A 26,933-nucleotide genomic window follows, 5' to 3' on the forward strand; every position below is an offset into this window, starting at 1 on the left:
TTGATTTAAGAAATTATAATTTAAATGCGGGTGTAGTTTAATGGTAAAACCTCAGCCTTCCAAGCTGATGTCGTGAGTTCGATTCTCATCACCCGCTCCAATTTATCTAAAATTGCTCTTTGAAAACTGAACAAACAAAACGTCAACAATAATCGTTTTTATAAATTGCGTTATAAAGATGAAAACAAAGTAACAAAAAGCTAGAGTTTAGCAAATGAGCTAATCTTACTCTTTATCGGAGAGTTTGATCCTGGCTCAGGACGAACGCTGGCGGCGTGCCTAATACATGCAAGTCGAGCGGACTTAAAAAGCTTGCTTTTTAAGTTAGCGGCGGACGGGTGAGTAACACGTGGGCAACCTGCCTGTAAGACTGGGATAACTTCGGGAAACCGGAGCTAATACCGGATAATCCTTTTCTACTCATGTAGAAAAGCTGAAAGACGGTTTACGCTGTCACTTACAGATGGGCCCGCGGCGCATTAGCTAGTTGGTGAGGTAACGGCTCACCAAGGCGACGATGCGTAGCCGACCTGAGAGGGTGATCGGCCACACTGGGACTGAGACACGGCCCAGACTCCTACGGGAGGCAGCAGTAGGGAATCTTCCGCAATGGACGAAAGTCTGACGGAGCAACGCCGCGTGAGTGATGAAGGTTTTCGGATCGTAAAACTCTGTTGTTAGGGAAGAACAAGTACGAGAGTAACTGCTCGTACCTTGACGGTACCTAACCAGAAAGCCACGGCTAACTACGTGCCAGCAGCCGCGGTAATACGTAGGTGGCAAGCGTTGTCCGGAATTATTGGGCGTAAAGCGCGCGCAGGCGGTCCTTTAAGTCTGATGTGAAAGCCCACGGCTCAACCGTGGAGGGTCATTGGAAACTGGGGGACTTGAGTGCAGAAGAGAAGAGTGGAATTCCACGTGTAGCGGTGAAATGCGTAGAGATGTGGAGGAACACCAGTGGCGAAGGCGACTCTTTGGTCTGTAACTGACGCTGAGGCGCGAAAGCGTGGGGAGCAAACAGGATTAGATACCCTGGTAGTCCACGCCGTAAACGATGAGTGCTAAGTGTTAGAGGGTTTCCGCCCTTTAGTGCTGCAGCAAACGCATTAAGCACTCCGCCTGGGGAGTACGGCCGCAAGGCTGAAACTCAAAGGAATTGACGGGGGCCCGCACAAGCGGTGGAGCATGTGGTTTAATTCGAAGCAACGCGAAGAACCTTACCAGGTCTTGACATCTCCTGACAATCCTAGAGATAGGACGTTCCCCTTCGGGGGACAGGATGACAGGTGGTGCATGGTTGTCGTCAGCTCGTGTCGTGAGATGTTGGGTTAAGTCCCGCAACGAGCGCAACCCTTGATCTTAGTTGCCAGCATTTAGTTGGGCACTCTAAGGTGACTGCCGGTGACAAACCGGAGGAAGGTGGGGATGACGTCAAATCATCATGCCCCTTATGACCTGGGCTACACACGTGCTACAATGGATGGTACAAAGGGCAGCAAAACCGCGAGGTCGAGCCAATCCCATAAAACCATTCTCAGTTCGGATTGTAGGCTGCAACTCGCCTACATGAAGCTGGAATCGCTAGTAATCGCGGATCAGCATGCCGCGGTGAATACGTTCCCGGGCCTTGTACACACCGCCCGTCACACCACGAGAGTTTGTAACACCCGAAGTCGGTGGGGTAACCTTTTAGGAGCCAGCCGCCTAAGGTGGGATAGATGATTGGGGTGAAGTCGTAACAAGGTAGCCGTATCGGAAGGTGCGGCTGGATCACCTCCTTTCTAAGGAAAAATGGAATTCGTTCCATTCACAGATTGTTGATGATTTTGTTGTTCAGTTTTGAGGGAGCAATTCCTCAAAACATCAGGGTAATGATTAACATCATTAGCCGAATTTGTTCCTTGAAAACTAGATTATGAATAGTAAGAACCAAGAAAGAAACCGAGTAATCGCCATCTTAGATTCTCTATTATTAGTAGAATTTTAGGGTAAAGAGAAACGAGCAGGTCGAGGAAGCGACTAAACGAGCACCGGAGCGTACGACAGTACGTGAGGAGCGGAGTGAGGGAGCTGACGAAGAGATGCGAAGTTTATCTTTAGCCGAATAAGTTAAGTTAGAAAGGGCGCACGGTGGATGCCTTGGCACTAGGAGCCGATGAAGGACGGTACTAACACCGATATGCTTCGGGGAGCTGTAAGTAAGCTTTGATCCGGAGATTTCCGAATGGGGGAACCCACTATCCGTAATGGGATAGTATCGTTACTTGAATACATAGAGTAACAGAAGGCAGACCCGGGGAACTGAAACATCTAAGTACCCGGAGGAAGAGAAAGCAAACGCGATTCCCTGAGTAGCGGCGAGCGAAACGGGATTAGCCCAAACCAAGAGGCTTGCCTCTTGGGGTTGTAGGACACTCTACATGGAGTTACAAAGGAACGGGGTAGATGAATAGGTCTGGAAAGGCCAGTCATAGAAGGTAAAAACCCTGTAGTCGAAACTTCGTTCCCTCCTGAGTGGATCCTGAGTACGGCGGGACACGTGAAATCCCGTCGGAAGCAGGGAGGACCATCTCCCAAGGCTAAATACTCCCTAGTGACCGATAGTGAACCAGTACCGTGAGGGAAAGGTGAAAAGCACCCCGGAAGGGGAGTGAAATAGATCCTGAAACCGTGTGCCTACAAGTAGTTAGAGCCCATTAATGGGTGATAGCGTGCCTTTTGTAGAATGAACCGGCGAGTTACGATTACATGCGAGGTTAAGTTGAAGAGACGGAGCCGCAGCGAAAGCGAGTCTGAATAGGGCGTAATAGTATGTGGTCGTAGACCCGAAACCAGGTGATCTACCCATGTCCAGGGTGAAGTCCAGGTAACACTGGATGGAGGCCCGAACCCACGCACGTTGAAAAGTGCGGGGATGAGGTGTGGGTAGCGGAGAAATTCCAATCGAACTTGGAGATAGCTGGTTCTCTCCGAAATAGCTTTAGGGCTAGCCTCAAGGTAAGAGTATTGGAGGTAGAGCACTGTTTGGACTAGGGGCCCCCATCGGGTTACCGAATTCAGACAAACTCCGAATGCCAAATACTTATCCTTGGGAGTCAGACTGCGAGTGATAAGATCCGTAGTCAAGAGGGAAACAGCCCAGACCACCAGCTAAGGTCCCAAAGTATACGTTAAGTGGAAAAGGATGTGGAGTTGCTTAGACAACCAGGATGTTGGCTTAGAAGCAGCCACCATTTAAAGAGTGCGTAATAGCTCACTGGTCGAGTGACTCTGCGCCGAAAATGTACCGGGGCTAAACGTATCACCGAAGCTGTGGATTGACATCTACGATGTCAGTGGTAGGAGAGCGTTCTAAGGGCGTTGAAGCTAGACCGTAAGGACTGGTGGAGCGCTTAGAAGTGAGAATGCCGGTATGAGTAGCGAAAGATGAGTGAGAATCTCATCCACCGAATGCCTAAGGTTTCCTGAGGAAGGCTCGTCCACTCAGGGTTAGTCGGGACCTAAGCCGAGGCTGAAGAGCGTAGGCGATGGACAACAGGTTGATATTCCTGTACCACCTTATGAATCGTTTGAGCGATGGGGGGACGCAGGAGGATAGGGTAAGCGTGCTGTTGGATTAGCACGTCCAAGCAGTTAGGCTGGTAATGAGGCAAATCCCATTACCGTGAAGGCGGAGCTGTGACGGCGAGGGAAATATAGTACCGAAGTTCCTGATTCCACACTGCCAAGAAAAGCCTCTAGCGAGATTCAAGGTGCCCGTACCGCAAACCGACACAGGTAGGCGAGGAGAGAATCCTAAGGTGAGCGAGAGAACTCTCGTTAAGGAACTCGGCAAAATGACCCCGTAACTTCGGGAGAAGGGGTGCTCTTTTGGGTGCAAGCCCGAGAGAGCCGCAGTGAATAGGCCCAGGCGACTGTTTAGCAAAAACACAGGTCTCTGCGAAGCCGTAAGGCGAAGTATAGGGGCTGACACCTGCCCGGTGCTGGAAGGTTAAGAGGAGGGGTTAGCGTTCGCGCGAAGCTCTGAATTGAAGCCCCAGTAAACGGCGGCCGTAACTATAACGGTCCTAAGGTAGCGAAATTCCTTGTCGGGTAAGTTCCGACCCGCACGAAAGGTGTAACGATCTGGGCACTGTCTCAACGAGAGACTCGGTGAAATTATAGTACCTGTGAAGATGCAGGTTACCCGCGACAGGACGGAAAGACCCCGTGGAGCTTTACTGTAGCCTGATATTGAATTTTGGTACAGCTTGTACAGGATAGGTAGGAGCCTTGGAAGCCGGAGCGCCAGCTTCGGTGGAGGCATTGGTGGGATACTACCCTGGCTGTATTGACATTCTAACCCGCACCCCTTATCGGGGTGGGAGACAGTGTCAGGTGGGCAGTTTGACTGGGGCGGTCGCCTCCTAAAAAGTAACGGAGGCGCCCAAAGGTTCCCTCAGAATGGTTGGAAATCATTCGTAGAGTGTAAAGGCACAAGGGAGCTTGACTGCGAGACCTACAAGTCGAGCAGGGACGAAAGTCGGGCTTAGTGATCCGGTGGTTCCGCATGGAAGGGCCATCGCTCAACGGATAAAAGCTACCCCGGGGATAACAGGCTTATCTCCCCCAAGAGTCCACATCGACGGGGAGGTTTGGCACCTCGATGTCGGCTCATCGCATCCTGGGGCTGTAGTCGGTCCCAAGGGTTGGGCTGTTCGCCCATTAAAGCGGTACGCGAGCTGGGTTCAGAACGTCGTGAGACAGTTCGGTCCCTATCCGTCGTGGGCGTAGGAAATTTGAGAGGAGCTGTCCTTAGTACGAGAGGACCGGGATGGACGCACCGCTGGTGTACCAGTTGTCTTGCCAAAGGCATAGCTGGGTAGCTATGTGCGGAAGGGATAAGTGCTGAAAGCATCTAAGCATGAAGCCCCCCTCAAGATGAGATTTCCCATAGCGTAAGCTAGTAAGATCCCTGAAAGATGATCAGGTTGATAGGTTTGAGGTGGAAGCGTGGTGACACGTGGAGCTGACAAATACTAATAGATCGAGGACTTAACTAAAACGAAAAGCTAAAAGAACAGCTTAAATCGATAGGATGTTGGAGCGCACGAGAAGCAGTCGCAAGACTGTGCACGAGTGAGTGAAACAGCCGTACGATTTGGCTTCTGCAGCTGGACATGAATGATTACTCATTCTTTCTTCTTACAACATAATCTAGTTTTGAGGGAATAACTCTCAAAATACAAATAGTCTGGTGGCGATAGCGAGAAGGTCACACCCGTTCCCATACCGAACACGGAAGTTAAGCTTCTCAGCGCCGATGGTAGTTGGGGGCTCTCCCCCTGTGAGAGTAGGACGTCGCCAGGCATATTTAATATTACCGTCGCGGGGTGGAGCAGTCTGGTAGCTCGTCGGGCTCATAACCCGAAGGTCGCAGGTTCAAATCCTGTCCCCGCAATCAAAGCAGAAAATCCTTAGGGTCTAACCTAAGGATTTTTTTTTAGAAAAAGAAACATGCTGTATTTATTAGGAAAGTTCTAGCACTATCTATATAATGAAGATAGGCTAAAAATAATATAGGACAAACTGGGTGAGTTTTATGGATAAATATATGTGGACAACAAATAAAGCTGATGAGACAATGGCTTTTGCTGAAAGACTTGCTGAGCTTTTGGATCAAGGTGATGTACTGACATTAGAAGGAGACTTAGGTGCAGGAAAAACAACCTTCACAAAGGGACTTGCTAAAGGGCTAGGCATTACAAAAACAGTAAACAGCCCAACCTTTACAATTATTAAGGAGTATGCGGGCAGGCTTCCGCTTTATCATATGGATGTTTATCGTGTCGAGGATGCCTTTGAAGACCTTGGTTTTGATGAGTATTTTCATGGCAATGGAGTTACAGTGGTAGAATGGGCACACTTAATAGGGGAACAGCTGCCTGAAGAGTATTTAAACATAAGTATTCATTATAAAAATGAAACAGGAAGAGAAATTGTGCTAACCCCCTATGGGTCTAGATATGTGCAAGTATGTAAGGAGTTAATGAAATGAAAATACTAGCAATTGATACTTCCAATCTTGTATTGGGAATTGCCATTATGGACCAAGATAAAGTAATTGGAGAATATATTACGAATTTAAAAAAGAATCATTCTGTCAGGGCAATGCCGGCAGTAGAGATGCTGATGAAGGAATGTGACGTGAAACCAGCTGATTTAACAAAGATAGTGGTTGCTAAAGGTCCTGGTTCTTACACAGGTGTCCGAATAGGAGTCACAATTGCGAAGACTCTTGCTTGGACATTAAATATTCCTCTTGTTGGTGTTTCGAGCCTTGAGGTATTGGCAGCAAGTGCAGGCCGATATTTTCCTGGCAGTGTAAGTCCATTGTTTGATGCAAGAAGGGGGCAAATTTATACAGGGCTGTACAAGTTTTCAGATGGAGCAGTAGAACAGCTGGAAAAAGACCAGCTTATTCTGGCAAAGGATTGGGTTAGCCGGTTACGAGATGAGCAAGGCAAGGTTTTATTTACAGGTAATGATCTGTCTATCCATAAAGAGCTGCTTGAAGCTGAACTAAAAGATATTGCTGTATTTGCTGATTATGCTGACTTTAATCCAAGACCGGCAGTGCTGGCGAGATTGGGGCAAACGAGGGAAGCAGAAGAGGTTCATCCGTTTACTCCAAATTATATTCGTTTGGCTGAGGCAGAAGCGAATTGGCTTAAGGCAAATAATAAAGAGTAAAAAGGAAGAGAGTAGGTATCATGGAGGATTATCTTTTTCGGGATATGACGATTGGGGATATAGATAAGGTACACATGGTTGAAACACTTTCTTTTAGCACACCATGGAGTAAAGAGGCCTTTTTTAATGAGCTGACAAAGAATCGGTTTGCCAAGTATATAGTTATAGAACATGGCGAACAGTTGGTTGGTTATATTGGAGCATGGATTGTTATAGATGAGGTTCATATAACTAATATTGCCATATTGCCTGATTTCCGGGGGCAAAAGCTTGGAGAAAAACTATTAAGAGCAATGATGGAAGAAGCGAAAAAGCAGGAAGCTAAGTCTATGACATTGGAAGTAAGGGTGACAAATATAGTTGCTCAAAACTTGTACAAAAAGCTTGGTTTCCAAAGCGGCGCTATCAGAAAGAATTATTATACCGATAATCAAGAAGATGCTTTAGTAATGTGGGTGAAAATATAATGATAAAAGATGTATTAATAATGGGAATGGAAACAAGCTGTGATGAAACAGCTGTATCCATCGTTAAAAATGGAACGGAAATCTTATCGAATGTTGTTGCTTCACAAATCGAAAGCCATAAAAGATTTGGCGGTGTTGTCCCAGAGATTGCTTCTAGGCATCATGTTGAACAAATAACATTGGTCATTGAAGAAGCACTGCGCACTGCTGATGTTTCTTATGAAAATTTAGATGCAATTGCTGTCACAGAAGGACCTGGACTTGTCGGTGCTTTGCTTGTTGGTGTTAATGCTGCTAAGGCAATCAGCTTTGCACATGGCATTCCTCTTGTTGGTGTTCATCATATTGCTGGTCATATTTATGCGAATCAGCTTGTGGATAAGTTAGAATTCCCGCTGTTATCTCTAGTAGTCTCAGGGGGACATACAGAGCTTGTCTATATGAAGGAGCATGGTCATTTTGAAGTAATTGGTGAGACAAGGGATGATGCAGCAGGAGAAGCATATGATAAAGTAGCAAGAACGCTAAATCTGCCGTACCCAGGAGGACCTCATATTGACAGGCTTGCCGCAGAAGGAAAGCCATCAATTAAGTTGCCGCGTGCATGGCTAGAAGGCAGTTATGACTTTAGTTTCAGCGGGCTGAAATCAGCAGTTATCAACACGGTTCATAATGCTGAACAGCGAGGAGAAACCATAAAGCCAGAAGATTTGGCGGCAAGTTTCCAGGAAAGTGTCATTGATGTGCTGACAACAAAAGCCTTTGACGCAGCAAAAGAGTATAAAGTAAAACAAGTAGTCCTAGCAGGCGGAGTAGCTGCAAATAAAGGATTAAGGTCTGCGTTGGAAAAGAAATTTTCAAGCCTTAATGATGTCAGACTGACAATACCGCCATTATCTTTATGTACAGATAATGCTGCGATGATTGCTGCTGCAGGAACAGTTTTCTATGAGAAGGGACAAAGAGCTTTCTCTGATTTAAATGGAAATCCTGGCTTGGATATTACTATCCACAACTAGAAATAGGTATAGGTCTAAATCCCTGTTGAAAAACAGGGGTTTTATTTTAGGATATAAACAGAAATGTCCACAACACTGTGGATAATGTGAGTAAAATCAATAGAAATTGTGGATAATGTGAATAAATCTGTGGAAAGCTAGTTTAATAACTATTTTTATGTGGATAAATATGTGGAAAAAAAGTACTGGGCAAATCACTGCCCAGTACTTTTTACTTATCTGACAATTCAGTCCACTCATCCATAAGGTTGTCGATTTCGCTTTTAAATTCTTCTAGTTCTTTGTTCAGTGCAAATACCTTTTCATGGTCTTGGAAGATGTCAGGCTCACAGAGCTTTTCCTCATGATCTGCTACCTTTTGTTCCAAGCTTTCGATTGTTTTTTCAATTTCTTCAATTCTGCGCATGCGCTGCCGTTCTGCTTTCTTAGCTTCCTTATCTTGTTGATAAGATGTTTTTTCAGTATTATCAACAGCAGGAGCAGAATTGGAAACGGCTGTTTCCATTGCCAGCAACTCTTCTTGTTCGAGTTTCTTGTCTACATAATAGTCATAGTCTCCAAGATATTCCGTTGAACCTTCCTGTTGAAGCTCAATTACTTTTGTAGCAATTCGGTTAATGAAATAACGGTCATGGGAAACGAATAATAGAGTACCAGGATAATCAATTAAAGCATTTTCAAGCACTTCTTTGCTGTCTAGATCAAGATGGTTTGTTGGCTCATCTAAAATCAGTACATTTGGCTTTTCCATCATAAGCTTTGCAAGAGCAAGTCTAGCCTTTTCCCCGCCGCTCAGTGAATTGACAATCTTTAGTACATCGTCTCCTGAGAAGAGAAAATTACCTAGAACGGTTCTAATTTCTTTTTCAGGTCTTAGTGGGAACTCATCCCACAATTCATTTAATACTCTCTTGTTCGAATGGAGTTCTGCTTGCTCTTGGTCATAATAACCAACCATGACATTTGTTCCCCAAGCTGTTGCGCCTGCATGCTTGTCTATTTTTGAGATAATTGTTTTTAGTAATGTTGATTTACCGACACCGTTAGGTCCCACTAAAGCAACACTGTCTCCTCTGGTTAATTGGAAAGAGATATGTTCAGAAACAGTGTTTCCCTCGTAACCAATCGCAAGATCCTGCACCTTTAACACATCATTGCCGGATTGCTTCTCAATTTGGAATCCGAAAGAAGCTGACTTTTCATCACCATCAGGACGCTCAAGACGGTCCATTCGATCCAGTGTTTTTCTTCTGCTTTGAGCTCTTTTTGTTGTCGATGCTCTAGCAAGATTCTTTTGAATAAATGTTTCTAGCTTAGCAATCTCTTCTTGCTGCTTTTCATATACCTTCATATCTCTTTCGTAATTCTCAGCTTTTTGCTGAAGGTAAGAGCTGTAGTTACCATTGAACTTTTGGATATTGGTTCTGGAAAGTTCATATATTTGGGTTACAACTTTATCAAGGAAGTAGCGGTCATGGGAAACAATTAAGACAGCACCATCGTAGCCTTGCAAATATTGTTCCAGCCATGATAGGGTCTCAATATCCAAATGGTTAGTCGGCTCATCCAAAATTAAAATTTCAGGGGTTGTCAGCAAAAGCTTTGCTAAGGCAAGTCTTGTCTTTTGTCCGCCGCTTAATGTAGATATTTTTGTGCTGTAATCAAAGGAACCGAAGTTCAAACCATGAAGTACAGAACGAATATCAGCTTCATACTGATAACCGCCATTTTCCTTAAAGTTATATTGAAGAGTATCATATTCCTTCAATATCTTTTCGAATCTTTCCGGTTGGCTGCTTATGTCAGGGTCTGCCATCTGCTGTTCCAGCTTTCTTAGCTCTGCTTCCTGCTGCTGAAGGCCTTTAAATACGGTCAACATCTCATCCCAAATGGACAGATTAGATTCGAGCCCTGTATTCTGAGCAAGATAACCTATTTCTACATTTTTTGGTTTAATGATTTCCCCAGTTTCATATGAAAGGTGGCCAGCGATCATCTTTAGCAATGTCGATTTTCCAGCACCGTTTCGGCCTACTAACGCGATTCTATCTCTTGTTTGCACTTCTAATTTTATATTGGATAAGATAATTTCAGCTCCAAAGTATTTGGAAAGTTGATTCACTTGTAATAGTATCATTGCGTAATTCACCTCAGAATGTATGTATATCAAGTGTAACTTATATACGTGGGAAACCGCAATAAAGGCAATCGCAGGCAGTGAAAATTCTTTAATGATACACTTTAGAAGGAAAATAGTGTATGATTTGCTTAGAGGTGTTAAAAATGAAGAGTTTTACACACTTTAATGATGAGGGCCGAGCGAAAATGGTTGATATAAGCGAAAAAAGCGAAACCGCTCGCATAGCAGTTGCCCACTCAAGCATTATAGTAAATAAATATATATACGACAGCATCATCCATAATACGATAAAAAAAGGAGATGTTTTGGCTGTCGCCCAAGTAGCAGGCATCATGGCAGCAAAGAAAACATCTGACTTAATACCGATGTGCCATCCCATCTCTTTGAAAGGGGTCGATATTTCTTTTCGTTGGGAAGAAGAAGGACAAGAACAAGAAGCTTACCGTTTAGTAATAGAAGTATCAGCAAAGACGATTGGGAGCACCGGCGTGGAAATGGAAGCACTGACTGCAGCATCCGTCACGGCATTAACGATTTATGATATGTGTAAAAGCATTGATAAAGGAATGGTCATCGGCGAAACTTACTTGCTTGAAAAATCAGGCGGTATCAATGGTCCATACAAGAGGGTTTAAAGTTTATCAGGAAAGATAGATGTATTATTAATTACAGGTAGGGGATTACAATGAGCAATGAGATAATGAAGATACCGCAAGCTACTGCTAAGCGGTTGCCTTTATATTATCGCTTCTTAAAAAATTTACATTCTTCAGGGAAACAAAGGGTTTCATCTGCCGAATTAAGTGAGGCAGTTAAGGTAGATTCAGCTACCATCAGAAGGGACTTCTCGTATTTTGGAGCATTAGGGAAAAAGGGTTACGGATATAATGTAAACTACCTGCTTTCCTTTTTCCGGAAGACATTGGACCAAGATGAGCTGACGAAGGTTGCCCTGATTGGTGTGGGTAATTTAGGGGTTGCCTTCTTAAACTATAACTTCTTGAAAAACAACAATACAAAAATAGAAGTGGCATTTGATATTGCAGAAGATAAGACAGGAACGTCAATTGGAGAGGTAGATATCCATCATATGGATGATTTGGAGAAGGTCATTTTAGAGCATGATATCCAGGTTGCCATCTTAACTGTTCCGGCAGCAGTTGCCCAAACGATTACTGATCGTTTAATAGACTGCTCTATTAAAGGCATTCTGAACTTTACACCAGCTCGGCTGACTGTGCCTGCTAGTGTACGAATTCATCATATCGACTTGGCTGTTGAACTTCAATCTCTAGTCTACTTCCTTAAACACTATCCGACTCCAGCAGATGAAGCGGAAGAGGAATGAGCCACAAAAAAGCAATTATAAATGCTTCCATTTATAATTGCTTTTTTTATTATATATGGCATTATCTCTCCTGATTTTTGCGGGTAGCCTTTTTAATCATAAAATGGAAGGAAATGAGCCGGATTCCAGTGCCTATATCAAATGTCGCCAGTATGACAAGTATATAGGAGAAGAAGCCCCATCCTCCATGATCACGGACTGATTGAACAGCAAAATAGGTAAATAAAGCACCAAGTATTAAATAAAGTATTCCAGAGAGTAATGCTGATTTCCTCATAAAAATCCTCCAATAAATTGTGAAATGTTCTCCATATTTCGCTGCCATTCCTGGATGGCATCCAGATTAAACTGGATGATGACGACCAGTGTGTTCATTGACACATGAGCAAAAATAGGAACCCAGATTCTTTTTGTTCTTACATAAAGGAAAGCAAAGGTGAAACCCATGCTGGCGTACAGCAAGATATGTACAAATTCCATGTGTGCTGCTGCAAAGACAAGAGAACTGATCAATGCAGACAGGAAAAAACCTAGTCGTTTATAGAGTACCCCGAATATGATTTTCCGAAAAATGATTTCTTCTAAGATTGGACCGACAACGCTGATAACTATAATCACAAGCGGAGAATACTCAACAAAGGTCATAAGCTGCTGTGTATTTTCTGATTCTTGTTCAATTCCTAATGCCATTTCGATTGAACCGGCTATTGATTGAGCAACTAAGGAAAGAAAGATACCTGCCACTGCCCAGCCAATGCTTGCAGGGATGCTTGCGGGATTTTCGCGGAGCGGATTCCTCATCTCATGGCGAAGCAGGAAAAGAACAACGAGCAATGTGACAAGGAAGCTGAAAATCAGCCAAATAACGACAGAAGCCATGCCAAGCTCTGCAGAATCATATCCCATAAGGTTGCCGAAAAACATGACAATCGGAACGCCAATTAAGGTAGATAATTGCATAGCAATATACGATATTACAATAATCCAATATTCTTTTTTCAAGATATCGTACTCCTTTTCGATATTCTAATATATAAATTAATCATATAAACTTTTGAGCATTAGTATTCTTCGCATTCAGCAAATGCTGTCTTTTGCACAAACATGATTAGAATTAGTAATACACATACTATTCATTCTACTAATAAGTGCGTGCTTACTCAAATAGAACACATTAAAAAAGAGGAGATTTTATGAATAAAGTCGAAGAAAGAGTGTATACTTCTTAAAGGCGTGTACAGGGCAGTATAATTTTTTGTAAAATCTAAGGCTTGTCTCTTGCAAATTATAAAAAGATTAATTAATATAATAATTGTGTTAGCACTCAAGAGTGATGAGTGCTAATAATAATAAATTTACATATTATTTGAGGAGGTTGTTTCACTTGTTAAAGCCATTAGGAGATCGTATTGTTATTGAGCTTGTTGAAACAGAAGAAAAAACTGCAAGTGGCATCGTGCTACCTGACTCTGCTAAGGAAAAGCCGCAAGAAGGCAAAGTAGTAGCAGTTGGTAACGGCCGTGTTCTAGACAATGGAGAGCGTGCTGCACTTGATGTATCTGTTGATGATGTAATTATCTTCTCAAAATATTCTGGAACTGAAGTTAAATATGAAGGGAAAGAATATTTAATCCTTCGCGAAAGCGACATTTTGGCAATCGTACAATAATTTGAAATTAATATATAAGAAATAACATAAATTCTTGAGGAGGTTTTTTAAAATGGCTAAAGATATTAAATTTAGTGAAGAAGCGCGCCGCTCTATGCTTCGTGGTGTAGATGCACTTGCTGATGCAGTTAAAGTAACACTTGGACCTAAAGGACGCAATGTCGTGCTTGAAAAAAAATACGGTTCACCGCTAATTACAAATGACGGTGTTACTATCGCAAAAGAAATCGAGTTGGAAGATGCATTTGAAAATATGGGTGCTAAACTTGTAGCTGAAGTTGCAAGCAAAACAAACGATGTTGCTGGGGACGGTACAACAACTGCTACAGTATTGGCACAAGCGATGATCCGTGAAGGACTTAAAAACGTAACTGCTGGTGCAAACCCAATGGGTATCCGCAAAGGGATGGACAAAGCGATTTCAACTGCTATTGAAGAGTTGAAGGCTATCTCAAAACCAATCGAAGGCAAAGCTTCTATCGCACAAGTAGCTGCTATCTCTGCTGCTGACGAAGAAGTTGGCCAATTGATCGCAGAAGCTATGGAACGCGTTGGCAACGACGGTGTAATCACAATTGAAGAATCTAAAGGCTTCACAACTGAATTAGATGTAGTAGAAGGTATGCAATTCGACCGCGGATACGTATCTCCTTACATGGTAACTGATTCAGATAAAATGGAAGCTGTTCTTGACAACCCATACATCTTAATCACTGACAAAAAGATTTCTAACATTCAAGAAATCCTGCCAGTGCTTGAGCAAGTAGTTCAACAAGGCAAGCCATTATTGATCGTAGCTGAAGATGTAGAAGGTGAAGCAAACGCTACATTGGTAGTGAACAAACTTCGCGGAACTTTCACAGCTGTTGCTGTTAAAGCACCAGGCTTTGGTGATCGCCGCAAAGCAATGCTAGAAGATATCGCTGTATTGACTGGCGGAGAGGTTATTACAGAAGATCTTGGCTTAGATCTTAAATCTGCAACAATCGAATCATTAGGCCGCGCTGCGAAAGTTGTTGTTACGAAAGAAAACACAACAATTGTAGAAGGTGCTGGAGATTCAGCAAACATCGCATCACGCATCAACCAAATCCGCGCTCAATTAGAAGAAACTACTTCTGAATTCGACCGTGAGAAATTGCAAGAGCGTCTTGCTAAACTTGCAGGCGGAGTTGCTGTCGTAAAAGTCGGCGCTGCGACTGAAACAGAATTAAAAGAGCGCAAATTGCGCATTGAAGATGCATTGAACTCTACTCGTGCTGCAGTTGAAGAAGGTATTGTAGCTGGTGGTGGTACTGCACTTCTAAACGTATACAACAAAGTTGCTTCTATTGAAGCAGAAGGCGACGAAGCTACTGGTATCAACATCGTTCTTCGCGCAATCGAAGAGCCGGTTCGTCAAATTGCTCACAACGCAGGTCTTGAAGGATCAGTTATCGTTGAGCGCCTTAAAAACGAAGCAGTTGGAACAGGATTCAACGCTGCTAACGGTCAATGGGTTAACATGATCGAAGCTGGTATTGTTGATCCAACTAAAGTTACTCGTTCTGCGCTTCAAAACGCAGGAAGCGTTGCTGCTATGTTCTTAACAACAGAAGCAGTAGTTGCTGACAAGCCAGAACCAGCAGGTAGCGCTGCAATGCCTGATATGGGCGGCATGGGTGGAATGGGCGGCATGATGTAAGGCCGTTTACGCCTAACATCTGATAAATAGTTGCAACTATTTTACCTAATACTAAACCCCACTTCTTTTTTTAAAGAAGTGGGGTTTTTTTGCGTTACTATCCCAATGGATACTTTTTTTAATTACATAAATCGCCCTGCTTGTTTCAAGTACTATAATAAAATGGGATAATTATAAACTATTTGAATGAAAGCGTTTAATAAATATCAATCAAACATATTTACGGATATAGCTAAGATGATTAATTAAGTAATAGGTGTTTAGCAGTCTTTGCTTTTTGGATACATGTTGAAACTTCGATAAACTTGGAGGAATTTATGAAAAAGGGCAAACTTAGTTTACAAGCTATCATAATTATTTTTGTATGTATTGTGGTTGCGTTATCACTTGGGATAACCGACTTGCTTATAAGTAAAAGTATTACTTCCAGTGTAGAAGAGACACAGAAAGAAAAGGCGCTGGATGTTGCAAGGACAATGGCGGTTACTCCAGCTGTAATCAAGACTCTTGAAGGACAAGCTAATCAAGCGGAATTACAGGAATTTGCTAATGTAATAAAAGACAAAACGAATGTGAACTTTGTTGTTGTTATGAATATGAAGGGAATTCGGCTGTCTCACCCGGAGTCTAGTAAGGTGGGTAAGCATTTCTTTGGGGGAGATGAAGGCCCTGTTCTTAAAGGGGAGGAGTATGTTTCCATTTCAAAAGGAACGCTCGGTAAATCTATGAGGGCATTTACCCCAATAAAGGATGCACAGGGCAAACAAATTGGAGCGGTTGCTGTCGGGATTTCTTTGAAAAGTGTTACAGAGGCTGTTGATAAAGGACGGATGGGAATTGTTTTGGGGACGTTAATCGGACTTATGATTGGAATAATTGGTGCGGTCGTTCTAGCAAGGTATATTAAAAAAATCCTTTTAGGACTTGAGCCGTTTGTTATTGCGAAGCTGCTTGAAGAGCGCAGTTCTATGCTTCAGTCTGTACGTGAGGGCATTATAGCCATTGACCAGGAAGGAAAAATCACCCTTGTTAACAAGGCAGCGAGTAAGCTTTTTAAAAAGGCAGGTCTTGAGGAAGAGCCAATGGGGATAAATATTGAGGATTACTTGCCAGAAACCCGGTTAACTCGCATTATCAAATCAGGTGAAACAGAGCTCGATCAAGAACAGAACCTGCAGGGGGTTACTATTTTAGTAAACCGGGTACCGGTCGTTGTTGGAAATCAGGCTGTAGGAGCCATCGCTACATTTCGGGATAAAACAGAGGTCCAGCATCTGGCTGAACAGCTGACAGGTGTCCGTAATTATGCGGATGCTCTCCGTGCTCAAGCTCATGAATTTATGAATAAGCTCCATGTTATCTTAGGTCTTGTCAGAACGGAACAATATGATACACTTGCTGATTATGTAAGTGAAACGGTTAATCATCGGGAAACGGAAATGGACTTTGTGACAAGGAAAGTCCAAGATCCTGTGCTTGCTGGTTTTCTGATTGGGAAGCTAAGCTTTGCAAGAGAATCAGGAGTTTCCTTTGCATTTGATTGTGCCAATAAGCTGCCGAAGCCGGCAAACTCGGAAATTACACATGAGCTGATTACGATTATTGGCAATCTTTTGGATAATGCAATAGAGGCTATTGCAAACAGTATAAATAAAAAGGTCCATCTTAAACTGGATTATGCAGAGGATATTTTAACAATCGAGGTTAAAGACACAGGAATGGGAATGACGAATTCACTCCAAAACAAAATCCTAGATAAAGGCTTTTCTACTAAAGGAAATAACCGCGGATACGGATTATACCTTTTGGCGCAAGCAATTGAAAGGCTGGAAGGAGAACTGATTATTTCGTCCAAGCCAGGAAAGGGAACGAGTTTTGCTGTGTATATATCATATCAAGAGGAGGATAAAGAGAATTGATTAATGTAATGATCGTTGAAGATGACCCGATGGTAGCACAAATTAATAAACGATATCTTGCCAAAATTGAAGGGTTCCGATTAGCGGCAACAGCTACATCAGTTGATGAAGCTATACAATTACTAAATACAGAAGAAATCCAGCTTATCCTTTTGGATATTTTTATGCCGGGAAAGCTTGGGATTGAATTATTAGCACATCTGCGGAAAAATGAACTTGAAATTGATGTGATCATCATTTCTGCTGCATCCGATCTTGATCGAATAAAGAGGGCATTAAGATATGGGATTGTCGACTATTTAATCAAGCCGTTTGAGTTTGACCGGTTTAACACGGCACTTACTACCTATCTTGAACAAACTCGGTTAATTGATAAGCAAGATTCAGTAAGTCAGCAGGAGCTGGATTCCTTACTTTTGCACAGAGATGAACATGTCATCGCAGAGGAGCTGCCAAAGGGGTTAGCGAAGGATACGTTAAAGCAAGTATGGGATGCCATTCAGCGATTAAAGGCAGACCCTTTTTCGACTGATGACATTGTAAATATTGTAGGCATCTCAAGAGTTTCTGCTAGAAAGTATCTTAATTTTCTTAAGGATACAGGAATCCTGGAGGTTAAGGTTATCTATGGAGCAGTCGGAAGGCCTGTGTATCAGCACGAATATAATCAATTTAAAGAACACTTAATTAAAAATTTTTTGTAAGCAGTTAGAAAAGCTGCTTACTTTTTTTATTTACAAAAAGAATTATTAAACTTTATTAAACTATGAAAACGGTTTACAGGGGAATATGATGTACACGTAACAAAGGGGAGTAATATTTGCAATCTCACTATCGCGATTGCAAAGGGAATTTGGATTTTTTACATGATGATAAAAATGACAAGGGGGATTAAATATGCAAATTCCAATTAAGAAGACGCTCGATAAAATTCCAGGCGGAATGATGGTAGTTCCGTTATTTTTAGGGGTACTAACAAACACTTTTTTTCCACAGTTTTTAGAAATAGGGCATTTTACAACGGCATTATTCAGTAAAGAGGCATCATCAACTATTTTAGCTTGTTTTATGTTTTTAATTGGTTCACAAATTAACTTTAAACTAGCACCAAAAGCGATTAAAAAAGGTGCAATTTTATTATCTGGTAAATTTATAGTAGGTGCAGGTCTAGGTATCTTTATAGCGATGGTTTTTGGACCGGCTGGTATTCTAGGATTGTCACCACTAGCTATCCTTGCAGCATTGTTAAACGCTAACGGTGGGTTATATGCTTCACTAGCTTCATCTTATGGTGACGAAACAGATGTAGGGGCATACGCATTATTTTCTTTAAAAGATGGTCCATTTTTCACATTAGTTGCTTTAGGTGCATCCGGCCTTGCTTCTATTCCTTTTCAAGCACTTGTAGGCGTTTTAATTCCTATCGTAATTGGGATGATTTTAGGAAATATCGATCCGGATATGAGAAAGTTTCTTGGAAGCAGTAAGTTATTATTAATCCCATTTTTCTCTTTCCCATTAGGGGCAGGCATGAATCTGAATACAATTGTAGAAGCGGGTGGTCCAGGCTTACTACTAGGATTAATCGCTTCATTTACAGGAATTGGTGCTTTCTTGCTTTTGAAATTATTCAAAGAAAATCCTATCGTCGGTTTAGCAACAGGGTCAACTGCAGGTAACGCTGTAGCGACACCAGCTGTAGTTGCGGCAGCAGATCCAACACTTTCTGCAATAGCACCAGCAGCTACTGCGCAAGTTGCAGCAGCATGTGTTGTTTCTGCAATCGTTTGTCCGATTATTGTCAGCTATGTATATAAACGGTCAGAAAAGAAAAAAGCTAAAAAGCTTATAACAAAGGCTGCATGATAAAAAATATATTAAATTTCTATAGAAAGAAGGATTTCCATAATGAGCGTGCCTGATAATGTAATTATTACAACATTAAAAGGAAAAGAAGTTCTGTCTAATCCTTTTATCAATAAGGGAACAGCATTTACTAGAGAGGAAAGGGAAGAGCTTGGACTTGACGGCCTGTTGCCGCCTCACGTGCTTACCCTTGATGAACAGGCTAACAGAGCCTATGAGCAATATTCCATGCGGACTACAAATCTTTTCAAAAACGGTTTGCTTTATGATTTATATAATCGGAATGTTGTCCTTTTTTACCGACTTTTAAAAGATCATTTAGCAGAGATGCTTCCAATCATCTATACACCTACTGTCGGAGAAGCGATTCAGACATACTCTCATAGCTATCATCGCCCAGGTGGATTATATCTTTCCATTGATCATCCTGAAGGTGTTGAAAAAGGATTTGCTAATCTTGGGGTCTCAAAAAATGACATAGACTTAATCGTTGTCACTGACTCTGAAAGTATCCTTGGAATCGGGGATCAAGGGGTAGGCGGTATTAATATTGCAATCGGTAAACTGGCTGTTTATACAGCGGCAGCTGGGATTGATCCAAGCCGCGTCCTGCCAATCGTATTGGATGTTGGCACAAACAATCAATCTTTAATTGACGACCCTATCTATATTGGTAACAAGTTCGCCCGTGTCCGCGGTGAACGTTATGATAAATTCATTGATTTATTTGTACAGACTGCCAGAAAATTCTTCCCAGAAGTGCTTATCCATTGGGAGGATCTTGGCAATGTAAATGCTCGAAATATTTTAGAAAAATACGGTGACAAAATCCTTACATTTAATGATGATATCCAAGGAACAGGTGCTGTTACGCTTGCAGCGGTTATGTCTGCATTAAAGGTCACAGAAACTTCTCTGAAAGATCAGCGTATTGTTGTCTTTGGACCAGGTGCTGCGGGGATCGGGAACGCAGACCAAATGGCAGATGCAATGGTCCTTGAAGGATTGACAGAAGAAGAAGCATACGACCGTTTCTGGGCAATTGATTATCGAGGATTACTGACAGATGAAACACCGGATGTCCTGAAATTCCAACTTCCTTACGTAAGAGAAGGAGAGGAAGTAGAGGGCTGGGAGAGAAACGAGGAAGGAATCATTCCATTAATGGAAGTAGTGAAGAGAGTAAAACCTACCATCCTTATCGGTACTTCCGGTCAAGCTGGCGCCTTCACAGAGGAAATAGTGAGGGAGATGGCTAAGCATGTTGAACGTCCAATCATCATGCCTATGTCTAATCCGACTCATCTTGCAGAAGCCATACCAGAAGATTTAATTAAATGGACAGACGGCAAAGCGTTAATTGCGACAGGAAGCCCATTTGATAATGTAGAATATAACGGTGTTTCCTATGAAATCGGACAGTCTAATAACGCATTTGTATTTCCAGGTCTAGGGCTTGGAGCGATTGTTGCAAAAGCCCAAGTAATCTCAAAAGGAATGTTCGCAGCAGCTGCAAATGCTGTAGCAGAGATGTGCGACAATACTGAGCCAGGCTCGTCATTGCTGCCGTCAATTGAGAAACTACATGATGTATCAATCTATGTGGCTGTTGAAGTAGCTAAGGCTGCACTAGAGGAAGGTATCGCAAAAGCAGATATTTCCAATGACGTACCAAAAGCTGTTGTTGATGCTGTTTGGCAGCCTGAGTATAAGGAAATTAAGAGTGTTGGGATTTGGACGAGAGTTTAACCATAAACAGATAATAATTAATTTTATAAAGATGGACTACTCCTGAATTGGGGTAGTCTTTTTTGTTGATACCTAGGATGCGACTATTTTAATGCTTGTTCCATAATATAACTGTCGATATAATGTATGTGTATTATTTCACATTCTGGTTGCTGCTAATTAACAGAAACTTAAATGAAAGTAGGTATTGTTATGGCAAAAATATTAATAATTGAAGATGATCAGGCAATTAACAATTTAATCTTTATGAATTTGGATTTAGTTGGCTATGATTGTAAACAGGTGTTTGACGGAAAAGAGGCTAGTGAAGTTATATATAGTTGGCAACCAGATTTAATTTTGCTAGATGTGATGATTCCATATGTAGATGGGTTTACACTTATAGAACAAAACAAGTTTAGTACTATTCCGGTTATATTTGTTACTGCAAAAGATAATATTTCTTTTAAGGTTAAGGGGTTACAACTAGGTGCTGATGATTATATTGTAAAACCGTTTGAATCAATTGAATTGCTTGCGAGAATAGAAGCAGTACTACGACGTACAAAACCAGTTAAAAGGAGATATAGTATCGGCAGTACTATTATTGATCTGGATGAGCATATAACTATTGTAAAAAATGAACCTGTAAGTCTGACTAACCAAGAGTTTGTGCTTTTAGAAGCATTAATTAACAATTGTAATTTAGCCTTATCTAGGGAGCAATTACTTAATTTGGCTTGGGGTCAGGATTATTTTGGGGATGCTAGGACTGTAGATGTTCATATTACTAAATTGCGAAAAAAGTTACAATTAGAGTCATATATACAGACAGTATACAAGTTTGGGTATCGACTGGAGTTTCAAAAATGAACTTCTGGCAAAAGATTTTTTTGAGTACATTTTTCATTTTTATTACGTTATTTGACATAGCAGCTTTTGTACTAATATCTTCTTCTTACCATTTCAGTCTTCAAAGAGAAGAAGAAAATAGTATACGGGAACAATCGATTATTTTAAAATCCATAGAAAATAGTATAAGTCAATTCCTTCAGTCTGCTTCTTACAACAAAGAGCAACTAACCTCTCTTATAAAACCACTTGCAAATTACTATGAGAATCAAAATGTTTACCTTGCATTATACAATGAAAACACGAAAGTATATTCAAATACTCCAATCTTAGATAGTAAGCTACTAGGTATTCAAGAGAAAGAAACGAGGAAGATACAAACGAAAAAATTGGGTGGCAAGAGATATTTACTTGTATCTTCACCATTACCTTCAAATCCAAATTACTCCCTTGTTTATGCTCGAAATATTAGTCAACTTGATGTCTTTCTTTCTTCAATGAGCCGTGTATTCGTAATAGTTAGTATTCTAGTATGTATTGTACTGGGTATTTTAAATTTCATATTTTTAAAACGATTAACTGGTCCACTAAATAAAATGATTTCTATTACAAGTGAGATAGCAAATGGAGCTTTTCATAAAAGAGTTCATATTAAACGAAGGGATGAGCTTGGCACTCTGGGGAGTACGTTTAATATGATGGCTGATTCAATAGAAGATAAAATTGGTCAATTAACAAAGGAATCACAAAATAAACAGCAGTTTATTGATAATCTTGCTCATGAAATGAAGACGCCGCTTACTTCTATTTTAGGTTATTCAGAATACTTGGAAAAGGCAAAGTATAAGGAGAAACAACGTCTCATCGCAACTCAACATCTCAATGAAGCAGCAGAAAGACTGCAAAAATTGTCCATTAAACTTCTTGATTTAACATCAATGCGTACCAAAAATAAAGATTTTAAAGAGGTTAATATGGAGGGGTTGTTTGCTGCTTTATATAGGTTCATGAATCCAATTTTAAAAAAGAAAAATATTCATCTAGAGACAAGAGCAGAGGTAAAGTCCTTGTTAGGTGATGAAACACTGTTACTGTCGCTATTAATTAACTTGGTAGAGAATTCAGCAAGAGCCTCTAAGGATAATGACTTAATAGCTGTAAGGTCATATGTTGATGAGAAGGAAGAGTTTATAGTTGAAGTAAAAGATTATGGTATTGGTTTAGATAAAGAAGAAATAAAAAAAATAACTGAACCCTTTTATCGTGTTGATAAATCTCGTTCTCGTGAATTTGGAGGTTTCGGCTTAGGTCTAAGTATTGTTGCTCAAATAGCTAAATATCATAATGCTGATTTGGACATTCAATCACAAAAAGGTACGACAATAAGGATAATCTTTAACAAGACTCTAACAACTTAATAGCAACTCAAAAATATCATGAGTGTATCCTTGCTTCATATAAGGGATATTACATTCTGTATATAGGGGGCTTAAATGAAAAAAGGGAAATATATAGTCGGGGCATACATTACAGGATTCACTTTTTGCGCTGGGCTTTTAGTCAATAGCTTTGCTTTTCCTTCTGTTCTAGCTGCAACAACAGAAAATTCAAAGGTTAAAACCGTTGAGGCTGCTAATCTTGAAGAAAATCAGAAAACTGAGCAAATAAAAGATTCATCAAATGAATTATCTCAATATGGAATCAAAGATGGCATTTCAGAAAAAGAAGCGCTATTAATAGCTATTAACGCATTTAAAGAAACAAAGGATGTCAGCAACCTAACTTATGATATTAAAATTGTCCAGGAGGATATTCCAGTAGATCCAATCAAGTGGTTTGTTACATTTTATGATAATAACGATGGATATATGGCTACTATAAATCCCTTTTCCGGTACAATTATTACTCTTGAGCAATTTTCAGGAGTTAAAGAAGTTTTCTCTAAAGATATGGAAAAAGCCAGAGAGGAAAAGGAAAAACTTTATAACGAGTATTATAAAGAGATATTTTCTATCTATAATAACGAATAAACAAGGAATATATCCCTTATGAAGTTAAAAAAGTATTCTTACCCTCTAACTGATTGGTAAGGATACTTTTTTATTTTCCAATATATCTTAGTTATTACTTGGAAAATTATTGAAACTATGAAAAAATATAATCAGAAAATCATTGGAAGAAACATGCACTTATATAATTTTGAGGTGACTTGTTGTGGTTAATAAATCTGTTTTATCTGTAAGAAATCTATCAAAAGTTTATAAAGGTGTCGGTCATGAGGTGCAAGCATTAAAGGATGTTTCATTTGAGTTATATGAAGGGGAACTGATTGCCATAATGGGGACAAGCGGTTCGGGAAAAAGTACGTTGCTTAACGTGTTGGCAGCATTGGATGAGCCAGATAAAGGGGAAATTCAATTATATGGCCAAAAACAAACAGAAATGTTTACAGAACCAAATGCTACTTATTATCGGCGAGATAAAATTGGCTTTATCTTTCAAGCTTTTCATCTTTTGAAAGATTTAACAGTGGAAGAGAATATTGCTTTGCCACTTATTCTAAAGGGAGAGAAAAAGTCTTATATAGATGAGAAAGTAGATGAGATGTTACAGTTTGTCGGGCTCTTGGGCTGGAGGAAACAAAGACCAGTTCAATTATCAGGCGGACAACAGCAGCGGGTTGCAATCGGCAGGGCATTGATAACTGCACCGCCAATTGTGTTGGCGGATGAACTCACAGGGAACTTGGATTATAATACTTCAAATGAAATTCTTCAGGTTTTAGTAAAGATGAAAGAGACGTTGAACCAAGCAATTATAGTTGTTACACATGATCCACATGTTGCAGCTTTTGCTGATCGTGTGCTGTTTTTTCATGATGGACAGATTGTGAATGAATATGATTGTTCTGGGAATCAAGCGATGGATGATATTTTAGAGCATTTTGGGAAGCTGTTGGAGTTCAAGGTATGATGAAAACAATACAAGGACTAGCCTTGCGCTTCTTTCAAAAAAATAAATTTATAACATTTTCCTCTGTTATTAGTGTACTTTTATCGGTCTTTTTAGTGGTTGTTATGGTAGCTTTCGCAACAAATGCGGAGCGCTCGTTAAGAGAAGAAGTGCAAAAAATGTATGGAGAGATGGATTTATCTGTCGGCTATAATGCGGAACTGAGTAAAAACGTCGATCGAGACTTTATTTCTGCTTTGCAGACAAACAAAGATATTCAAAAGATATCTCCAGTCATCATTAACCAGCTAAAGGTAGATAAATTGCAAGCAGACATTTATTCAGTTGGTCTAGAAAATGATTATCTAGCAAAGAGCAGATATCATTTAAAAGAGGATATAAATGAAAATGAAGTTATGATGAATGAAAGTTTGGCTGAAAGCTTACAAGTAAAAGCTGGTCAAAAGGTAGGTATTGAAGGCAGGGAGTTTACGGTAACAGAGATATTAGAGGATTTAAACGCAAGTGGGCTTACTCCCGATATGCTCATTGTTTCTAAACCAACAGCCAAAGAATTAGTAAAGCATAGATCCGGTCAACATGTAGAGGCTACTTATGTGCTAGTCAAAGCGAAAAAGAATGTTGATCCACTTTTGCTTGCCAATGATATTAAGAAATATGATGCCGGTGTAAGGATTGATATTGCTGAAGAAGATGAATTTCTAAAAAGGAATGTACAGTCTCTGAAAATTTTCATCTACTCTTTAGCTTTTCTAATGTTAATCATTACAGCGTTATTGATTGTTGCCAATTTTGAATTATTTTTATATAAGTATAAAAATCAATTTGCGATTTTGCGTTCCATTGGCGCCACAACCAAACAATTATCTAACATAATACTCATTCAAAGCAGTCTTATTACAATAGCGGGCACAATAGGCGGCTTCCTATTAGCTATCGTTAGTCATCAATATATTCAACCAGGGCTTGAAGCGATATTTTCTTTCCATTTACCAACAGCAGCGGGTTATAACTATAAGGAAAGTTTAATGATTGCACTAGCAAGCGGTATGATTATACAAATATTTATGCTGATTCCAGCTTATAAAAGTTCAAAATTATTACCGCTTAAAATCATGCAGGAAAATGAAAAGAATGATTTCAGTTATAGGAAAACTCGCAGAAATATTGGGTTTGGTTTGATCTTTATTGCCCTGTTATTGATTTGTATTGGTAAAGTAATGCCCAAAACAGAAGGGACGGGAGTTTTGTGTATCTTTATAGCTGCGTTGTTTTTACTAAGCAGCATTTATCTTCTTTTTCCTGTCTATCTATCAGCTGCTTTAATAGGGGTTCTGCCAATAATAAAAAAGCTGTTTGGAAATGTTTCTTATATCGCAATTAAAAACTTAGTGCCTCAAGTCAGAAAAAATACATTCGTGATGTTAACAATCAGCGCGATGATGATTATCGCTGTATTTGGGTCTGTTATGTTAAAGACAATCCAGCAAAATGAAATAAACTATTTAAAAGAACAATTTCCAACCTCCATTGTGCTGAATAGTCGTCTAGTATATGATTCAATGATTGAACCAAAGGATTTGGAGAAAAACGTAAAAGAAATTAGCGGAGTTCAGAAAGTAAGCTCTCAAAGCACTACTTCTGGGGCAGTGATAATCGGAAACGATGATGATCCTAATTTGGAGTATACATTAGCCGATATAAAAGGGATGGAGCAACAAGGAATCATTCCAAAAATGGAGGATGATAGTAAATTAATTGTTGTATCTGAGGCATTTTTAGAAAAGCATGGACTTAAAGTAGGTGATTCTATCGACTTGGGCTTATACTCGGAAGAAAAGCAAAGTCCTGTATTTTTGGATACATTTATTGTGGGAGCTGCAGTAAAAAATCTACCTAATGCTGATGCGTATATCGATTGGGAAAATACATCATTCAAAGAGGAATTTACGAAATTTAGCGCAATGTACATCACTTCTAACGATGAAAAACAAACTGTTCAAGAATTAGAAGCACTAAAACAGCAGTACCCAGAACTTCAAGTTAATGTATATCAGCAGTCTGTTGAAAAAGCTAATGAGTTGTTCTTGCAAAGATGGTCTGTTTTTATTGTGGTTATGGTTGTCATCTTGGTGTGTGTGATGTTGGGTGTAGTTACTACACTAGGTAACAATATTTATTCCAAAAGAAAAGAGTTTGCAATATTAAGGACTATTTCTGTTGATCGGAAGGGGATAAAAAAGGTCATTTTAACCCAAGTCAATCTGTATATAATAATAGGGCTGCTGCTTGGAATAATAGCAGGTTTACTTTTTACCGCCGTGATTTTGCTAATAGATTCTGGGCAAATTTCGATTTATTACTCATTGATCATCGGAATTACAGCAGCGCTATTGTTAGTTGGAAATAGTGTGTTTCTTCCTATTGCAAGTAAGATAGGGAAAAAGAAGATATCCTTAGAGCTTACGGAGGATAATAAATAAATTTTTCTTAAAAGATAAGGCCATTCATCTGTTTATGACTGATGGATGGCCTT

At 40.4% G+C, this 26,933-nt stretch carries 20 protein-coding genes, 2 tRNA genes and 3 rRNA genes; 22 read left to right on the forward strand and 3 right to left on the reverse strand.

The window, feature by feature from the left end:
* The first annotated feature begins 26 nt into the window (after window positions 1-26).
* The 9 genes from L8T27_RS01730 to tsaD all read left to right on the forward strand — a co-directional run bounded on the left by L8T27_RS01730 (window position 27) and on the right by tsaD (window position 8,218).
* Window positions 27-100 (forward strand) — tRNA-Gly (locus L8T27_RS01730).
* Between the two features lie 132 nt (window positions 101-232).
* Window positions 233-1,781: ribosomal RNA gene (locus tag L8T27_RS01735) — 16S ribosomal RNA — on the forward strand.
* 326 nt (window positions 1,782-2,107) lie between these two features.
* Window positions 2,108-5,042 (forward strand): 23S ribosomal RNA (locus L8T27_RS01740).
* A 190-nt stretch (window positions 5,043-5,232) separates the two neighbouring features.
* A 5S ribosomal RNA gene (rrf, locus tag L8T27_RS01745) occupies window positions 5,233-5,349 on the forward strand.
* Together the 16S, 23S and 5S rRNA genes with 2 tRNA genes alongside form the textbook arrangement of a ribosomal RNA operon.
* Before the next feature lie 17 nt (window positions 5,350-5,366).
* Window positions 5,367-5,440 (forward strand) — tRNA-Met (locus L8T27_RS01750).
* Window positions 5,441-5,581: 141 nt separating this feature from the next.
* Window positions 5,582-6,037 carry a tRNA (adenosine(37)-N6)-threonylcarbamoyltransferase complex ATPase subunit type 1 TsaE gene (gene tsaE, locus L8T27_RS01755; RefSeq protein WP_237940584.1) on the forward strand — a complete coding sequence of 152 codons (456 nt, stop codon included), beginning with the start codon at window positions 5,582-5,584 and terminating at the stop codon, window positions 6,035-6,037.
* The gene (gene tsaB, locus L8T27_RS01760; RefSeq protein ID WP_237940586.1) at window positions 6,034-6,732 is read left to right on the forward strand and encodes a tRNA (adenosine(37)-N6)-threonylcarbamoyltransferase complex dimerization subunit type 1 TsaB; all 699 of its coding nucleotides are present in this window, start codon (window positions 6,034-6,036) and stop codon (window positions 6,730-6,732) included. Before tsaE ends, tsaB begins: the two co-directional genes overlap by 4 nt.
* A 20-nt stretch (window positions 6,733-6,752) precedes the next feature.
* The gene (gene rimI, locus L8T27_RS01765) at window positions 6,753-7,199 is read left to right on the forward strand and encodes a ribosomal protein S18-alanine N-acetyltransferase (RefSeq protein ID WP_233319037.1); all 447 of its coding nucleotides are present in this window, start codon (window positions 6,753-6,755) and stop codon (window positions 7,197-7,199) included.
* Entirely contained in the window at window positions 7,199-8,218 is a 1,020-nt protein-coding gene (tsaD, locus tag L8T27_RS01770; protein ID WP_237940588.1) for a tRNA (adenosine(37)-N6)-threonylcarbamoyltransferase complex transferase subunit TsaD, read from the forward strand. The genes rimI and tsaD overlap by 1 nt, the downstream gene beginning before the upstream one ends.
* A gap of 211 nt (window positions 8,219-8,429) precedes the next feature.
* Here tsaD and L8T27_RS01775 read toward each other — a convergent pair whose 3' ends face one another.
* On the reverse strand, window positions 8,430-10,355 hold the full coding sequence (locus tag L8T27_RS01775) for an ABC-F family ATP-binding cassette domain-containing protein (RefSeq protein ID WP_237940590.1): 1,926 nt from the start codon (window positions 10,353-10,355) through the stop codon (window positions 8,430-8,432).
* 146 nt (window positions 10,356-10,501) lie between these two features.
* Between L8T27_RS01775 and moaC the strand changes: the two genes are divergently transcribed.
* Both moaC and L8T27_RS01785 read left to right on the forward strand, forming a co-directional pair.
* Window positions 10,502-10,993, forward strand: coding sequence for a cyclic pyranopterin monophosphate synthase MoaC (gene moaC, locus L8T27_RS01780; RefSeq protein WP_233319030.1), 492 nt, complete (start codon window positions 10,502-10,504; stop codon window positions 10,991-10,993).
* Between the two features lie 50 nt (window positions 10,994-11,043).
* Window positions 11,044-11,706: a redox-sensing transcriptional repressor Rex gene (locus L8T27_RS01785; protein ID WP_233319027.1), complete on the forward strand. Its 663-nt coding sequence runs from the start codon at window positions 11,044-11,046 to the stop codon at window positions 11,704-11,706.
* Window positions 11,707-11,767: 61 nt separating this feature from the next.
* Here the strand turns inward: L8T27_RS01785 and L8T27_RS01790 are convergent, their stop codons facing one another.
* Window positions 11,768-11,983 carry a YdiK family protein gene (locus tag L8T27_RS01790; protein WP_233319025.1) on the reverse strand — a complete coding sequence of 72 codons (216 nt, stop codon included), beginning with the start codon at window positions 11,981-11,983 and terminating at the stop codon, window positions 11,768-11,770.
* Entirely contained in the window at window positions 11,980-12,708 is a 729-nt protein-coding gene (locus L8T27_RS01795; RefSeq protein ID WP_233319023.1) for a CPBP family intramembrane glutamic endopeptidase, read from the reverse strand. The genes L8T27_RS01790 and L8T27_RS01795 overlap by 4 nt, the downstream gene beginning before the upstream one ends.
* A gap of 382 nt (window positions 12,709-13,090) precedes the next feature.
* Between L8T27_RS01795 and groES the strand changes: the two genes are divergently transcribed.
* The 11 genes from groES (at window position 13,091) to L8T27_RS01850 (ending at window position 26,880) form a co-directional block, all read left to right on the forward strand.
* Window positions 13,091-13,375: a co-chaperone GroES gene (gene groES / locus L8T27_RS01800; protein WP_127742660.1), complete on the forward strand. Its 285-nt coding sequence runs from the start codon at window positions 13,091-13,093 to the stop codon at window positions 13,373-13,375.
* 52 nt (window positions 13,376-13,427) lie between these two features.
* Window positions 13,428-15,059, forward strand: coding sequence for a chaperonin GroEL (gene groL, locus L8T27_RS01805; protein ID WP_233319021.1), 1,632 nt, complete (start codon window positions 13,428-13,430; stop codon window positions 15,057-15,059).
* 317 nt (window positions 15,060-15,376) lie between these two features.
* On the forward strand, window positions 15,377-16,978 hold the full coding sequence (gene dcuS / locus L8T27_RS01810) for a DcuS/MalK family sensor histidine kinase (protein WP_233319019.1): 1,602 nt from the start codon (window positions 15,377-15,379) through the stop codon (window positions 16,976-16,978).
* Window positions 16,975-17,682, forward strand: coding sequence for a response regulator (locus L8T27_RS01815; RefSeq protein ID WP_233319015.1), 708 nt, complete (start codon window positions 16,975-16,977; stop codon window positions 17,680-17,682). The genes dcuS and L8T27_RS01815 overlap by 4 nt, the downstream gene beginning before the upstream one ends.
* Window positions 17,683-17,875: 193 nt before the next feature.
* On the forward strand, window positions 17,876-18,844 hold the full coding sequence (locus tag L8T27_RS01820; protein WP_233319013.1) for a 2-keto-3-deoxygluconate permease: 969 nt from the start codon (window positions 17,876-17,878) through the stop codon (window positions 18,842-18,844).
* Between the two features lie 42 nt (window positions 18,845-18,886).
* The gene (locus tag L8T27_RS01825) at window positions 18,887-20,593 is read left to right on the forward strand and encodes an NAD-dependent malic enzyme (protein WP_237940592.1); all 1,707 of its coding nucleotides are present in this window, start codon (window positions 18,887-18,889) and stop codon (window positions 20,591-20,593) included.
* Window positions 20,594-20,785: 192 nt separating this feature from the next.
* Window positions 20,786-21,445: a response regulator transcription factor gene (locus L8T27_RS01830; RefSeq protein ID WP_233319009.1), complete on the forward strand. Its 660-nt coding sequence runs from the start codon at window positions 20,786-20,788 to the stop codon at window positions 21,443-21,445.
* Window positions 21,442-22,842 carry a sensor histidine kinase gene (locus tag L8T27_RS01835; RefSeq protein ID WP_237940594.1) on the forward strand — a complete coding sequence of 467 codons (1,401 nt, stop codon included), beginning with the start codon at window positions 21,442-21,444 and terminating at the stop codon, window positions 22,840-22,842. Before L8T27_RS01830 ends, L8T27_RS01835 begins: the two co-directional genes overlap by 4 nt.
* Window positions 22,843-22,917: 75 nt before the next feature.
* On the forward strand, window positions 22,918-23,454 hold the full coding sequence (locus L8T27_RS01840; protein WP_237940596.1) for a hypothetical protein: 537 nt from the start codon (window positions 22,918-22,920) through the stop codon (window positions 23,452-23,454).
* A gap of 184 nt (window positions 23,455-23,638) precedes the next feature.
* Window positions 23,639-24,397 (forward strand): ABC transporter ATP-binding protein, encoded by a 759-nt coding sequence (locus tag L8T27_RS01845; RefSeq protein WP_237940597.1) that lies wholly within the window; start codon window positions 23,639-23,641, stop codon window positions 24,395-24,397.
* Window positions 24,394-26,880, forward strand: coding sequence for an FtsX-like permease family protein (locus L8T27_RS01850; protein ID WP_237940599.1), 2,487 nt, complete (start codon window positions 24,394-24,396; stop codon window positions 26,878-26,880). Before L8T27_RS01845 ends, L8T27_RS01850 begins: the two co-directional genes overlap by 4 nt.
* Window positions 26,881-26,933 lie beyond the last annotated feature (53 nt).

The organism is Niallia sp. Man26 (genome assembly GCF_022049065.2).
Taxonomy (GTDB): Bacteria; Bacillota; Bacilli; order Bacillales; family Cytobacillaceae; genus Niallia.

Bases quoted from the DNA above. Each gene is read 5' to 3' on its own strand.
- tsaE (WP_237940584.1), top strand. From the start codon at position 5,582: ATGGATAAATATATGTGGACAACAAATAAAGCTGATGAGACAATGGCT.
- tsaB (WP_237940586.1), top strand. From the start codon at position 6,034: ATGAAAATACTAGCAATTGATACTTCCAATCTTGTATTGGGAATTGCC.
- rimI (WP_233319037.1), top strand. From the start codon at position 6,753: ATGGAGGATTATCTTTTTCGGGATATGACGATTGGGGATATAGATAAG.
- tsaD (WP_237940588.1), top strand. From the start codon at position 7,199: ATGATAAAAGATGTATTAATAATGGGAATGGAAACAAGCTGTGATGAA.
- L8T27_RS01775 (WP_237940590.1), bottom strand. From the start codon at position 10,355: ATGATACTATTACAAGTGAATCAACTTTCCAAATACTTTGGAGCTGAA.
- moaC (WP_233319030.1), top strand. From the start codon at position 10,502: ATGAAGAGTTTTACACACTTTAATGATGAGGGCCGAGCGAAAATGGTT.
- L8T27_RS01785 (WP_233319027.1), top strand. From the start codon at position 11,044: ATGAGCAATGAGATAATGAAGATACCGCAAGCTACTGCTAAGCGGTTG.
- L8T27_RS01790 (WP_233319025.1), bottom strand. From the start codon at position 11,983: ATGAGGAAATCAGCATTACTCTCTGGAATACTTTATTTAATACTTGGT.
- groL (WP_233319021.1), top strand. From the start codon at position 13,428: ATGGCTAAAGATATTAAATTTAGTGAAGAAGCGCGCCGCTCTATGCTT.
- dcuS (WP_233319019.1), top strand. From the start codon at position 15,377: ATGAAAAAGGGCAAACTTAGTTTACAAGCTATCATAATTATTTTTGTA.
- L8T27_RS01820 (WP_233319013.1), top strand. From the start codon at position 17,876: ATGCAAATTCCAATTAAGAAGACGCTCGATAAAATTCCAGGCGGAATG.
- L8T27_RS01825 (WP_237940592.1), top strand. From the start codon at position 18,887: ATGAGCGTGCCTGATAATGTAATTATTACAACATTAAAAGGAAAAGAA.
- L8T27_RS01830 (WP_233319009.1), top strand. From the start codon at position 20,786: ATGGCAAAAATATTAATAATTGAAGATGATCAGGCAATTAACAATTTA.
- L8T27_RS01835 (WP_237940594.1), top strand. From the start codon at position 21,442: ATGAACTTCTGGCAAAAGATTTTTTTGAGTACATTTTTCATTTTTATT.
- L8T27_RS01840 (WP_237940596.1), top strand. From the start codon at position 22,918: ATGAAAAAAGGGAAATATATAGTCGGGGCATACATTACAGGATTCACT.
- L8T27_RS01850 (WP_237940599.1), top strand. From the start codon at position 24,394: ATGATGAAAACAATACAAGGACTAGCCTTGCGCTTCTTTCAAAAAAAT.